Raw genomic sequence first — 13,327 nt, 5'->3', positions numbered from 1 at the left:
AAGTTACTGATAGTGCGGGTAGAAAAACTCAATGCTATAGCAAAGTGCTGAGTGCTGAGTGCTGAGTTAAAACCCAGTTTTTTCAAGGCTTTGAGCAATCAATATTGTCCTAACACATCTGGCTACGGCTATATTAATCAGCCAAAATTTACTGTTACTTCTGTCAAAGGCTTAGTTGATTGTGTGAAGATGGAACTTGCTCATACCAATTCTCCGTAAAGATGCACTTAATATAAGAAAACGAACCGCCAAGTACGCCAAGTACGCCAAGGAAGAGAGAAATAAATATTTATTGCAAGCTTATAGAGATTTGGGATCAGAAGTATGATTTCTGTTTTTGCAATTTAATTGCTTGTCTATGAACTAATAGATATGAAATGTTTTGAATTATCTAGCAATCCTATCTGATTGGTGAAAAATGGTTTTTAATTGAACCACAGAATCACAGAGAACACAGAGATTTTGGAAAGTGATTTTCACAGTTCTCAAATTATTTACAGGAACTGACTAAATTTGTGACAAATCTATAGAATCCTGGGGAAAGTAATTGTGTGTAATCTATCTCTGTGAAGTTTTGATTTTTTTAAAGTTTTTCCTTCCGAATATACTGCAAATAGAATTTAACTTTTATAGAAAATATATTGCCTCCGTAAAATCACCCAAAAAACCTAATAAATGTAACAAAAATTTTATGTGTTGACTAGCTAGGTTTGAGTATATAAATATCAACCTTATTGCTATATACCCTGTAGTAAAGTTGCGATCGCAAATTCAATACAAGATACTAACTACTGGCTTGGGAAATATACTGTTTAGGTTATGATCAAGCAGGGCTGTTGATTTGCGATCGCTTCATATCTCACATTCATAGACTCTCAACAAATAAATTGAAATTGAAAACCTGAAATCCTTACTGGAAAAGCTTTTAAAAATAAGTTAATTAGGTGTATATACTTAAGTAACCGTCACTAATGAGATAACATGTTCTCGTTTGACTTAAGAAGTAATACTGTCTATAAAATCGTTACAGTCTAATTTATCCAACAAGATTTCTCAGTTTGGGATTTAAATCCCAAGCAGAATTTTCAGCAAGTTTCTCTGCTTTGCAATATGTTTCAAGCTACTCGTCGCCGTCTTGCTATTTGGTACACAGCTGTCACTGCCGTATTACTACTACTTTTCGCCAGTGGTGTATACTTATACGTCCGCAGTACTTTGATTGAGCGGATTGATGATACCCTCAATCATGTGGTGGAAATAGTAGAGCGATCGCTTGTCATTGAGCCAGTCAATAGTGATGTTGACCAATTCCGCATTAATGTAGAAGCTAGTTTTCGCAATAATGCCGATACTGTAGAAGATGACCACATTGACCTAGAATGGTTTAGCCCAACTGGTGAATTACTCTGGTCAACTCTATCGGAACCTCTAAATATTCCCATTCATGCTAACCGCACTGGTGAAACTGTGCGTGTAATTAAGGGAGAAAAGGGGACTTGGGGTGACTCAGGGCTGTTATTGCGACAAATCACCCAACGGGTACAAATGGGACGCCAGGTGTTGGGATATTTGCGTGTTAGCCATCCTTGGTTTGAAGTCACTAAACCCAGTCGCCAGTTTATGTTGGATTTGGCAATAGGTATTTGGTTGATGGTGCTTTCTGTGGCTGCAAGTGGTTGGTTTCTTTCTGGTAAAGCAATGGAACCTGTGGGGGAATCTTACCAACGCCTCAAACAATTTACGGCTGATGCTTCCCATGAACTGAGAAGTCCTATCGCTTTAATTCAAACTAATGTGCAAGTCGCCCTTGCAGATTTAGAGTGGCGAGAGACACAAACTACTACTTCTTTGAATTATCGACAACAATTAAAGGTAGTGGAACGATTAACCCAGCGTTTGGGTAAGTTAGTTAATGATTTACTCTTTTTAGCACGACAGGACAGTGGTATTAGCAAAGATGTTTTCTCACCTTGTCCGCTAGATGCTTTACTGATGGAAGTTGTTGAAGAACAACAACTTTTAGCGACTGAAAAAGAAATTACTCTGACTTTAGATTTAGTTGACCCTCCCGCCTCAGAAACTAGCCCGGAATTGCTAGAAAATTGGTTCACGCTTTTGGGTAAATGGGATGAATTGGTGCGGTTGTTCACGAATTTGATTAGCAACGCTTTACAATACACTCCACCAGGTGGACGGGTGAATGTGGAATTGGCACATTTGGAAGGAAACAATCGCGTTTCTAGAATTCGTTACACTACTTCCCAGTTGCAAATCAAAGTGAGTGATACCGGGGTTGGCATTCCAGCAGAGGCACTACCACGCTTATTTGACCGCTTTTATCGAGTAGACCCAGCGCGTAGCCACAGCGCCGGAAATACAGCAAAAGACAATACTACAGGTTCAGGATTAGGGCTAGCGATCGCTCAAGCTATTGTCGAACATCACCAAGGGCAAATTCAAGTTGAAAGCACTCTTGGCAAAGGTACTACTTTTTTTGTCACTTTACCAATAACTCTTGAGTATTAATTTGACAGTCAGCATTTGTTTCTTGTGATAGATGAAGCTAATAACTTTCTCTATTAACCTATATAGTAAAGCCTGCCAAACTGAGACATTAATATAACTTTTGGTAGTTGAATAATTATACTATCAATAAATTTTGAAGTAATTATATAAACTATTGTTTCCTATTTTAGTTTAATTACTTCTATGTCAGCAATACCAAAAATTTGAAAGAAACAAAAGATAACAATCACAGGAGTTAATCATGAGTATCAATTCTCAAAATATGGGCAAATATGCAAAATTGTTTGGCACTATTTGTGGAGGATTACTGTTGAGTGTGCCAGTAATTCCTAGAGCAGTACAAGCACAACAATCTACTCCCTCTACTCCCAAAGTTAACCCTTGCCCTAAGATTTTCTACGAAGAACCACACAATAATCGGGTTCTAGTGCCCCAAGGTTGTCCTCCCAATGCTTTCACTCAAAGACAAGCAGCTCAAGGACTCCTTCCCACAACTCCAACTGCTGCTAACCCTAACCCATCACCATCTCAGATACAGTTGGGTGTTGGCGGCGAAGCACCCCAATCAGCCACTCCCGGACTGAATCCCTGTCCTAAAATTTACTACGAAGAACCTTTCAATACTAGAAATATAGTGCCTCAAGGATGCCCGCCCAATTCTTTGAGTCAACAACAACAGGCATTAAGTCCAAATTCCAGCCAAGTGATTCCTGTTAGCCCATCGGTTTCTCCAACTCAACCAACTCAACCATCGGTGTTACCACCACGCCAAACTCCGAGAACTACCATCGCATTTGTAAATGGTAAAGTTAATATCAAGTTGATAAATAACACTGCGGCTAATGTTACTTACGAAGTCATCGGTGATACAGCACCGCGATCGCTACAAGGCAAATCAGATGTGACACTACAAAATTTAACCGCACCAATAACAGTCACATTCCAACGTCAAGATGGTGGCTTACTATTGGTAACTCCGCAGCCTTCTTCAGAGCCTGGCATGTTGGAAGTAACATTTCAAGAAACTACTGATATCAAAGCAGATAGACGCGCATTGAGGATCGAACCAAACGGTTCAGTTTACCTAAATTAGTTTAAAAACAATAGTTAGGAGTTAGGAATAAAACTTCTAACTCCTAACTCCTAACTCTTATTCACCGCTTCAACATTTGAGTTAATCTATCAATCAATCGTACTTCTTGCTTGTTATCTTCCAATGTACGTGCCAAAATAATAGCTCTTTCATAAAAATTACGGGCACTTGGGTAATTACCTAACTGCTCGTATAAACGAGCATAAGATTCAAAAGACTTCAATTCTTCTCGAAGATTTTGTGATTGGTTAGCGAGTGTTAAACGTTGCGCTAGTAATTCAAAAGCACGTTCATAGCGTCCCACAGCAGTGTGGGCTGTAACTAAACCATCAATTGCTCGTAATTGGTTAGTGCGATCACTGTTGATTTTCGCAATCCTCATTGCTGCCCCATAAGAGCCAATTGTATCTTGATAATTGCGGGCTGCGAGATAAGCATCACCCAAGTTATTTAGGGTATTTGCTTCACCGAAGCTATCACCAGTCTGGCGGCGGAAAGTTAAAGCAGTTTCATAAAGTTTAATTGCTTTGTTGTAATCTCCAAGTCTGGCTGTTACCAAACCCAAATTACTTAGAGATAGTCCTTCACCTTCAATATTTTCCACATTATGAGCAATTGCGAGTGCTTCCTCAATGGTTTTCCCAGCGGGAACAGGTTCTCCGGCTTGCAGTAATAGACTAGCGATGTTATTAAGCGCAAAAATTTGAGCTTGAAAGTCTTTTGTATCACGAGCGATCGCTAACCGTCGCCGTAATGCATCTTCTCCTTCTTTAAATTGACCTTGTTGAATATAAGCGTTTGCCAACAGATCATAAGTTAGCCCTTGCGCTTTGATATCGCCAACCGAGCGATATATGTTTAATGCCTGTAAGCAAGACTCTATGGTTTTATCAGAATACCCTGAAGCATACTGCTGTTCACCAACATGCAACAAGCTGTCTGCTTGATCTCTAGATTGTCGCCAACTGGAATTACTTAAAGGGCGGTGGAGTTGTTGGGTAATATCAGCTGCACCTGCTGCTATGGGACTCAAGAGAAAAGCAAAAACTAAAAAGTAAAAACTTAGCCAGTGCAATGGACGGACGCGATCCGAAATCTGCAACCCAGCGAAGTGCCAAATCCCATGCTTTAAAAAAAAATACTGTTGTTTCATAAAACTTAACCCGTGAAATTTTGGTTTTCAGTACAAGGTTTAAGAAAAAGTTTTATTTTTCAGAGATGAGATTACTAGCATACGCGTATATACTGAAGCTAAGATGGGGTTAAATCTTCTCCTAAGTAGATAGCGCGGATATCAGCAGGTAATTTATCCTCTAGCATACGATAGCCTTCCTGGAGAAAATTGGCTACTTCAGCAGGTGAAATCTTTTCGCCTTCAGCTTGTAGGTAGGCTGCAATTCGAGTTTCGCTCCAGTGGAAAGTCTGAGCCATTAAAATGATTAATCTTAAAATAGGTGGTAGTTGATCTAATGCTTGCTCTACATAACACCATAGTGGCGGTGAAGTTGCTTGCAGAGAGTAATGAATTGCTTCTGTTGGGGGTAGCTTAATTTCGTTAATACAGAAAGCTGTAATGTTGATGAGCCAATTTTGTAGGGTTAAGGCTTCCTGGCCTGTGGGAGGATTTTGTAAATTCAGTCCTCCAAGCTCATAATAGATATGTCGCCAGGTGAGAGCAAATAGATAATCAGCCTGCACAGGCGATCGCGCCGAATGCTGAATCAAGGTGTAGACTATAGGGCTGTAGCGGCAAAAAATGACTGTAAAATACTTTCCGTGGTCTGGATGGCTTTGAAACAAACTTAGCAGTTCTTGGTCACTGTGATGAAACAGCGACTTCACCAGCGGGTGATTAGCTTCTGGAAAATGAGGAATTTGCATAGGGCAAGGCTAGTGATAGTTGTTAGAATAATATTGGTAATAGGAGTTTTATAGTTAGCAACATCATATTTTTACAAAAGGTCTGTTTTTTGTTAAGATTCAGACCGATTTACTATTGGTACACTAGAAACAAGGACTTAACTTTCAGTCTGTATCGACAATAATAAAAGCCGCACTCTTATACAATCTTTAATTTGTTCATGCTTATAGCAGCTAGTGTGATGCCTTTCCTGCTCGCTCCCTTGACTTTAGGCTCATTTTTGCCTTCCCTGCCCTTGGATAGCCTGTTCTCCACCCAAGGCATAATGGTGTTGCTCTTGGCAGCATACGCCGGCGCCATGTGGATGTTCCTCACAAGTGCGCCAAAAGTTTATACCGTAATGGTGTCTGATTTGGAGATTGCCCGACAGTTGTATGAAGGGTTGCTAGATTTGCCAGTAGCTGAAGTGCCTTTGCACTACTACTACAACTACGAACAAACCCTAGGTGCAGCTAGTGTTGATCCACTTTATATGTCCGCCAGTCCTAGCTGGTCTAATAAGATGATGAATAGTGGTAATGAGGGACTGTGGTATCAACTGAAGAAAAACACCCAGCTACACGTCATTACAGGAGCAAGTTTAGGCAGCAAAAATCAGCAACGTCACGTTTGCTTTGACCGCGAATGCCTGGACTTGATTTTAATGCGAGTCGAAGTGCGTGGTTTAAAGTTCAAGATTCGGAATGAAAAGCCCTTAAATTTCTTGGTTAAGGATTATGAGGGACGTGTAATTGAAGTGGCTGAAGTAGCGAATTAGTTATCTTTTGTTATAAAGATTCTAGGTTGGGTGGTGCGATCGCATCACCCAAAATTTTATGTTTTTAGTAAACGAACCGCAGAGGCGCAGAGAACACAGAGTAGAAGTAGGGTGTGTTGTCGCGTAGCGCAACGCACCACCAACAATTAAAGCTGCGTTAGCCTATTGAATTTTTTTCGCCGACTTTCTACATTATTCTTTATTGTGTTCAAAAAATGTACGTATCTCACCTCTATGAAACAGATTTCTATGCTTGGACTCAACAGCAGGTTAGCTTGCTGAAAACTCAACAGTGGGGTCAATTAGATACCATCAACCTAATTGAGGAAATTGAAGCTTTGGGCAGAAAAGAACGGCAAGAATTGAGAAATCCATTAGGAGTATTGCTAGGGCATTTATTGAAATGGCAGTTTCAACCATATAAACGCAGTAATAGTTGGTTGAGTACAATTAGAGAGCAACGCGTTCAGATTAAATTGCTTCTGCAAGATAGCCCTAGTTTGAAACCTTATTTAGATGAAGTTTTTTTTGCTGTTTATGAACTTGGTTTAGCTTTGGCAATTCGAGAGACTCAGTTAGGTGAACAGCTTTTTCCAGAAGAATGTCCCTACACTTTAGAGCAAACTTTGAATCCTGAATTTTTACCAAATTAAAATCCAATACGGTTCAGTTAAGACTAAAACTTTTAGAGGTTGTTTAAAAAGTATAAAATCGTAGGGTGCGTTAGGACTAACGTCCATAACACACCGAAAATCATTGATGCAAGATATCAGTTAATCAAAAGCTATTGAACTCATGTGCAATTATGTGATTCTACTATCATTTCCATTATCGTAAACCTTGACAAATGAAAGCAGCCCAGTAGCGAGGATGTGAAAAGGGAAATTTTTGAGTAGAGTTTTCGATTTCTTTAATCTGTCTGTTCAATTGAGCATAAATATTATATTCACGCTTCCATTGTTCATGTTTTGGTGAACCTGGGGTATATATTTTTCTATTTTTTATTAGTTCTTTCTCCCTAGGTTCAACTTCTTGGAATATTTTTTTCAGGTCTAATTTTGTGAGTTCCCGTAGCTGAATTTGGGATTGCTGTAGCGCTTCAGGATGGCTTTTACCTTGTTGTCGGTGTTGGTAATAAAATATAGAAAATACTGCTGTAGCTAAATCATCCACTGACCAAAGGCTACTAACAACGCTTCTTGCACCCGCACATAAAAAGCCTGTAGAAAGCGTAAGAATATCATCAGTTAGGGAAGGAGTACCCAAATTAGTTTCGCAGCAAGAGAGAAACACTTCTACAAGTTGAGGTAAACGCCAGCTTGGTGACATTAATTGCCCCAAAGTGATACAGCCATCAGCTAATTTTAACTGTGATTCTAAAGGATGATCGAGGCGAGATTCGGCATGGTGGCAAGAATGAAGTATATTAACTTGTTGTGCTAACTGTCGATAGTTTTTATAGGTGGCTTGACTGCTGCCGATTAATCTGTTTTCTAGTGAAATATTGTTCATTTGGGCGATTTGTTCGCCTTCAAATCTGGCACAGGGAAGGTTATCTTCGGCATCTTCCACAGTGCCATATTCTGGAAATGTTTCATGAAATGTTACTGTGGTGTCGCGTTTTTGGCAAAATTCTAAAATTTGGCAACTTGGGGTGTAACGAATCAGAAATTTATCTGCTAAATATTCCTGATATTCTCCTGTGGGTAAAGCAGCAAAGGGAATCTGATGCAGTAATAAGTGAGGTATTAAAATTAATTCTTCTATTCCTTGAAGATGTTGGGATATGAGTTCAGGTATTTGTAGGCGTTCAGCTAATTCGCGGAGAATACTGTTAATTTGAGTTTGCCATTTTTGGGTATCTTTAATATAAGGCAATAACCAATTCTGCTCAATCCAACCTTGCAACGTCTTTAAACCTTGTCCTGTGCAGGTGTGGAGAGTAATTTGGTTTTGCTGCACCACAAAAATATGAGTGTCGGTGTTGGTTGTGTAGAAACTGAGGATAGCTGTATTTGGCTGGTCAATTAGCTTTTGAATTTCTGATAAGCTGAGGGGGTTAACTTGAATTTCACCAGCTAATACAGGATCTTTGCGTCTGATATTTTCCCAAACTTGTTGTTTTTCAGTTTCTAAAATTGCGATCGCCTCATTATAAGCTTGGAATGCAGCACGTGTTTCACTACGGTTATTTTGAGATTGATGGCGTTGGCGTTCTTGGTCAATTTGCCGTTGCAGTGCTTCATACTGCTGCAATAATTCTTGAACTTTCGCGGGAATTTCTTCGCCTTGAGAGAGGTTGTAGCTTGCCATTAAGTCTACCAGGCGTTTGGAACGCGATCGCTCGGCGTATTCCAAAGCTTTGTCTATTCGTCCCGCGTTGATGCAAGCTTGCACTATGTTTTGATAAACATCAATGGATTCTTCTAAAATCTCTTGACGGCGTGATTCAGAAGTTATCCAAGAACGAGTTGTTTCAACTGCTTCAATAGCTGCTTCATAGCCTTGCATAGCTTTATCCCAATTACCATTGGATAAAGCTGTGTTACCTAAGTTACGTCCTGTTATAAAGCAATCAAGCGGAAATATATTGTGTTTGTAGACGATTAAGGCTAACTGGAAAGATTCAATTGCTTGCGTAAAATATCCATGCAAGTTATAGATATGCCCAATATTAATATGAGTTAATGCCCAGTCTTCTGGAAAAGCTTCTTGAGTACGAATTTGTAAAGCCGCTTGAAAAGCAGTGATAGCTAACTCTAGATTCTGTTTCTGATTTCCTTCAATACGCTCACCATAAGCAATACCCAAATTCATTTGAGACATAGCCCATTCTAAGGGAAAATCTTTCTGAGTTCGGACTTGCAAAGCAGCTTGAAGGGCAATTATAGCTAGATTTAAATTTTCTGATTTAGAGCCGCATACTCTGTCTAGATAAGCAATACCCAAATTCTGTATAGCCATAGCCCATTCTTCAGGATAGCTTTTTTCAATAAAAATCTGCAAAGCTGCTTTAAAATGTACAATTGCTATTTCTAAATTATGCTCTCTATTTCCTCTAATACGTTCTATGTATGCAAGCCCTAAATTATTTTGTAAAGTAGCCCAGTCTTTTGGATAATCTATTGAGGATAAAACTTTCAAGGATGCTTTATAGTATGCAATAGCTAACTCTATATTTTCTGCTTTATCCCCTTTAATCCTATAGCGATAGGTATTTCCTAAATTTTCTTGGGTTTTAGCCCAGTCTAGAGGATAGGTGTCTAAAGTAAAAACCTGCAAAGCAGATTTACAGGCAGCTATAGCTAATTCTAAATTTTCTACCTTTTCTCCTAAAATTCGCTCACTATAAGCAACTGCTAAATTATTTTGAATCATCGCCCATTTTAGAGTAATAGTTTTTTGGAGACAAACTGCTAAAGCTTCTTGTAAAATATTAATAGCTAACTCTAAATTTTCAGATTTATCTCCTTGGATTCGCGTGATATAGGCACTTGCTAAATTATTTTGGGCTATAGCCCAGTCTGCAACAAAATTTTCTCTGTTTATAAATTGTAAAGCTGCTTGTAAAATAGCAATAGCAATTTCTAAATTTTCAGCTTTATATCCTTGAATACGCTGGAGATAGGCAGCGGCTAAACTGTTTTGAGTCATAGCCCATTGTTGTAAAAAGGCTTCTGAAGTAAAGACAGTTTGAGCAATCTCATAGCCCGCAATTGCAATTTCTATATTTAATGCTTGGCTTCCTAAGTGATACTTAGCAATCAAGTTACTAAAATTAACTATGTCAGTTGCTATGATTTCTGCTGGAATTAGCTCTTCTTCTGACATGATGCTTGTAAACCAAGCCTTTAATAAGAGAGGAAACTGTTCATCAAGTTTGTCTAGGTTAGCTTGCAGAATTGGATAAACTACCTCTGGTTCAGCATTACTACTATGAACTGCTTGTAGCAGCATTTGAATAAGTTCTACATAAGTTTCTGCTAACGATGGCTGACCTGTTATAGCAGAAATTGTAACAGCAACTCTACGCAAAAAAATGGCATTTTCTTTGTCTCCCTGCTCTACTAGTGTTGCAGCTACCTGCTTCATTGTCTCTACTAAATCAGTATCTATCAGGTTTTTATAGACCTCTAAAATTCCCGGCTCTTGTCCCTTAGAAGATTGGAGAAGTTCTTGAATTAGCTTTAAATAGGCATCAAGGCGTTTTTCTTCCATTATTAAATTATTAATTGTGAGTTTGGATAATAAATTTATTTAGATTGATCAAAATAATTTCCTAATTTATCTAACAATTCCTCAGCTAAATCCAACAACTCAATTTCATCAACATCATCACTAGTACCGCGAGTACTTTCTCCAACTGTTGCGCTACCCGCTAACACATTTTTCACAGCAAAAATTCGGTCTTCTTCCTCTGAAAGACTCAGACATTTTTCCAACTCTACAGCGATTTCTTCAATTGTCCTTGCACCTAAACGCGCTCTTACTTTCACTGCTACCACATCATCACTTTCCAGCAACTTTATCAAAGCTGTTCTTCGTCCATCATCCTGGCTAGAAAACTTCTCAATGGCTGCAAGAACATATTCATGCACACTCATGTTTGCTGCTAAAGCCTTTTGTACAACTACAGCAGGTACATCTACCAGCAATGCACCATCGTTATCGCTGGCTTGATATAAGTCATCCCCTTGTTTGACGGCTACTAACAAATCTGCACCCAAGGTATGTAAATAGTGCAACACAGATTCCAACTCATGTTCTTTTAACGCCGACTCCAACTTAGACACCGCCGCTTGCTGAACTCCGAGTTTTTCCGCTAGCTGTGCCTGAGTCAATCCAGATTTTTTACGTATTTCCCGCATAGCATCGGTAAGGTAAAGACGTAAATACTCTAGCTTCCCCGCCAAAATCACTTCAGGATCATCGCTTACCTGCTGCTGCAACCAAGCTTGAAAATTAGGCTTTTTCATGATTGTTCCCTCTGCTGCAATTCCCGCAATCTCACTCTTGCAGGTTCTTTGTCTCTGTCTTTGATAGCGTCGTCGTATTTTTTCATAAAGGCGTGCAGCACCACAAACCGCTGCGGGGTAGCAGCCGTTAAGATAAACCGGGGATTATGTTCACTCTTGGTCATACGTAATTCATACAGGTCATCTTCCAGTTTCTCAAAGATGCCACTGGCGAGTGATGCGAGTCCTTTGTTGCACAAATAGCCAAGATTAACTTGCAAACGTCTGGTTTCAGAAGCACTCAGTAACGGCTTTGGTGGATTTTCTGGTTGTTCGTCTTGAGGAATCATCCTGATGAAGAAAGCAAGCAAATCTTTGGGAATCTCCCCATCGACATCTTGATAAAGTTCCCAAGTCCAAGTCACTTCCTACCTCTCAATATAATATTCCTTGTAAGGAATGTCAAAGATTATATTCTTTATAAGGAATATTGTCTAGATTGAGTGAGTGCAAATAAAAATGGTGCGTTAAGACCGTCACCTAACACACCCAACCTTTCGCTATATTTATGAAGTCAATTTCTAATAATGCTTACCTTAAAATCTCTGTCAACTTCTCCAGCAAACTCTCAGCTAAATCCAAAAACTCAATTTCATCAACTTTATCACCAGAATCACGATTACTTCCTGAATTCGTAACGCCGCCAACTAACAAATTTTTCATTGCAAAAATTCGGTCTTCTTCTGTCAGTTTACTCAGACATAATTCCAATTCGTCTATAATTTCTGGAATCGATTTATGCTGTAGTTGCTGACGTACCTTGACCGCCACTGAATCATCACTTTCTAGAAAATTCGTCAATAATTCTACATAACCAGGCTCATCATCGTCTTCTCCCCACCTTTCCAACCAATCACCATCAACATCATCACTATACAAGTAAGCTGCATCAAGCCCATACTTGAGTATGTCATCCTGCAATTTTCTTGCCTCTTCTATATGCTGACGAAATTTTTCTAATCTCTGTTGAGGATCATTTGAGATTTCATTAACCATGATGACAAACTTTGCTCAAGTGAATTGGTATAAAAAGAGAGAAAATCAGTGTTCAGACACTATAAATTAAATTTTAGATAAATGCCTGATTTGAGATGCACACTGTTGTACAGTACTATATTAACTATCTGATTTCCAAAATCATTTACACTGGGATTATAACTTAAAAATAATCCTCTTTCTATTTTCCAAAAACGTAGAGTTCTTTCCCAATCATCAGATTTTTGTTGATAAAATTCCTCAGAAAGGCTGGTGATTTGAATACACAGTGGCTTCTCTTGCCTACTACTAACAATTATATCAGTTGCCATTGATAGGTCTGCAATGTAGCGTTTTACAACAGTACCGCCACGATTCTCGATGTTACTGCTAATCAAGTTAATAAAATTGGCATCATTCTGACTAAACTCCCCTGTCATGAGTTTTCGTCTCCAAATAGAAAATTTGGGGTCATTTTCGCTCAGCCATTTGGGAAATAACTCGCTATACCAATATTTTTCTGTTGTTGTCATTTCCTCATAATAAGTTTGCTGCTCCTGTTGGGAAGTTAGACTTTTGATATCAAGCCGGATTAGAGCATCACTTACAGCAGTTTTCAGATGAATAGACCACAGTGAGCAAACCAACCCCAAGCATCATCAGAGGAGATGTGTTCATTCACAATCTGAGTTAAAACGTGATTTAGTGCCTCATGGGTTGTAACTTTTGCTGCTCGTAAACACTGCTTCAGTTTTGACCAGCATAATTCAATTGGAGATAAATCAGGTGAGTAAGGAGGCAAAAAGACAAGACGTGCACCAACTGCTTCAATTGAGTCTCGAATCACCGCAGCAGTATGTACTGATAAATTATCCATGACAACAATTGCTCCAGCCCATAACTGTGGTGCTAGAATCTGTTGCACATAAGTTACAAACACATCGGTATTGACACTACCTGAAATACTCATAGTGGCAATCAGCCCATCCAAACTTAAAGCTCCGATGAAAGATATATTTTGTCCTCGATTGCGAGGACAT

Annotated in this window: 13 protein-coding genes; 5 read left to right on the top strand and 8 right to left on the bottom strand. The window is 39.1% G+C overall.

The genetic code is table 11. From position 1 onward, the window contains the following. The first annotated feature begins 51 nt into the window (after positions 1–51). The 3 genes from I8748_RS15995 to I8748_RS15985 all read left to right on the top strand — a co-directional run bounded on the left by I8748_RS15995 (position 52) and on the right by I8748_RS15985 (position 3,619). On the top strand, positions 52–219 hold the full coding sequence (locus tag I8748_RS15995; protein WP_198125571.1) for a hypothetical protein: 168 nt from the start codon (positions 52–54) through the stop codon (positions 217–219). A gap of 891 nt (positions 220–1,110) precedes the next feature. After that, entirely contained in the window at positions 1,111–2,526 is a 1,416-nt protein-coding gene (locus I8748_RS15990) for a sensor histidine kinase (RefSeq protein WP_198125570.1), read from the top strand. Positions 2,527–2,767: 241 nt separating this feature from the next. After that, positions 2,768–3,619, top strand: a complete 852-nt coding sequence (locus I8748_RS15985) for a hypothetical protein (protein ID WP_198125569.1) — start codon at positions 2,768–2,770, stop codon at positions 3,617–3,619. 61 nt (positions 3,620–3,680) lie between these two features. On the opposite strand, the gene I8748_RS15980 is transcribed toward I8748_RS15985, so the two are convergent. Next, positions 3,681–4,772, bottom strand: a complete 1,092-nt coding sequence (locus I8748_RS15980) for a tetratricopeptide repeat protein (protein WP_198125568.1) — start codon at positions 4,770–4,772, stop codon at positions 3,681–3,683. 98 nt (positions 4,773–4,870) lie between these two features. Next, on the bottom strand, positions 4,871–5,500 hold the full coding sequence (locus tag I8748_RS15975; RefSeq protein ID WP_198125567.1) for an RNA polymerase sigma factor: 630 nt from the start codon (positions 5,498–5,500) through the stop codon (positions 4,871–4,873). A 200-nt stretch (positions 5,501–5,700) separates the two neighbouring features. On the opposite strand from I8748_RS15975, the gene I8748_RS15970 reads away from it, so the two are divergent. Both I8748_RS15970 and I8748_RS15965 read left to right on the top strand, forming a co-directional pair. Next, complete coding sequence (locus I8748_RS15970) at positions 5,701–6,297, top strand: glyoxalase-like domain protein (protein WP_198125566.1); 597 nt, start codon at positions 5,701–5,703, stop codon at positions 6,295–6,297. Positions 6,298–6,512: 215 nt separating this feature from the next. Continuing rightward, positions 6,513–6,950, top strand: coding sequence for a DUF29 domain-containing protein (locus I8748_RS15965; protein ID WP_198125565.1), 438 nt, complete (start codon positions 6,513–6,515; stop codon positions 6,948–6,950). A gap of 175 nt (positions 6,951–7,125) precedes the next feature. On the opposite strand, the gene I8748_RS15960 is transcribed toward I8748_RS15965, so the two are convergent. The 6 genes from I8748_RS15960 to I8748_RS15935 all read right to left on the bottom strand — a co-directional run. Next, positions 7,126–10,515, bottom strand: coding sequence for a CHAT domain-containing protein (locus tag I8748_RS15960; protein ID WP_225896436.1), 3,390 nt, complete (start codon positions 10,513–10,515; stop codon positions 7,126–7,128). Positions 10,516–10,550: 35 nt separating this feature from the next. After that, a complete protein-coding gene (locus I8748_RS15955; RefSeq protein WP_198125564.1) occupies positions 10,551–11,273 on the bottom strand; it encodes a helix-turn-helix domain-containing protein in 723 nt (240 codons plus the stop codon). Next, the gene (locus I8748_RS15950; protein ID WP_198125563.1) at positions 11,270–11,677 is read right to left on the bottom strand and encodes a type II toxin-antitoxin system RelE/ParE family toxin; all 408 of its coding nucleotides are present in this window, start codon (positions 11,675–11,677) and stop codon (positions 11,270–11,272) included. The genes I8748_RS15955 and I8748_RS15950 overlap by 4 nt, the downstream gene beginning before the upstream one ends. A gap of 166 nt (positions 11,678–11,843) precedes the next feature. Then, positions 11,844–12,308: a hypothetical protein gene (locus tag I8748_RS15945; RefSeq protein WP_198125562.1), complete on the bottom strand. Its 465-nt coding sequence runs from the start codon at positions 12,306–12,308 to the stop codon at positions 11,844–11,846. Positions 12,309–12,367: 59 nt separating this feature from the next. Next, positions 12,368–12,820, bottom strand: coding sequence for a hypothetical protein (locus tag I8748_RS15940; RefSeq protein WP_198125561.1), 453 nt, complete (start codon positions 12,818–12,820; stop codon positions 12,368–12,370). Between the two features lie 83 nt (positions 12,821–12,903). Continuing rightward, on the bottom strand, positions 12,904–13,327 hold a 424-nt coding region (locus I8748_RS15935), incomplete at its 5' end, for a transposase (RefSeq protein ID WP_198125560.1).

Source organism: Amazonocrinis nigriterrae CENA67, assembly GCF_016056305.1.
GTDB classification, from domain to species: domain Bacteria; phylum Cyanobacteriota; class Cyanobacteriia; order Cyanobacteriales; family Nostocaceae; genus Amazonocrinis; species Amazonocrinis nigriterrae.
This window is presented reverse-complemented; position numbering and strand designations above follow the sequence as displayed.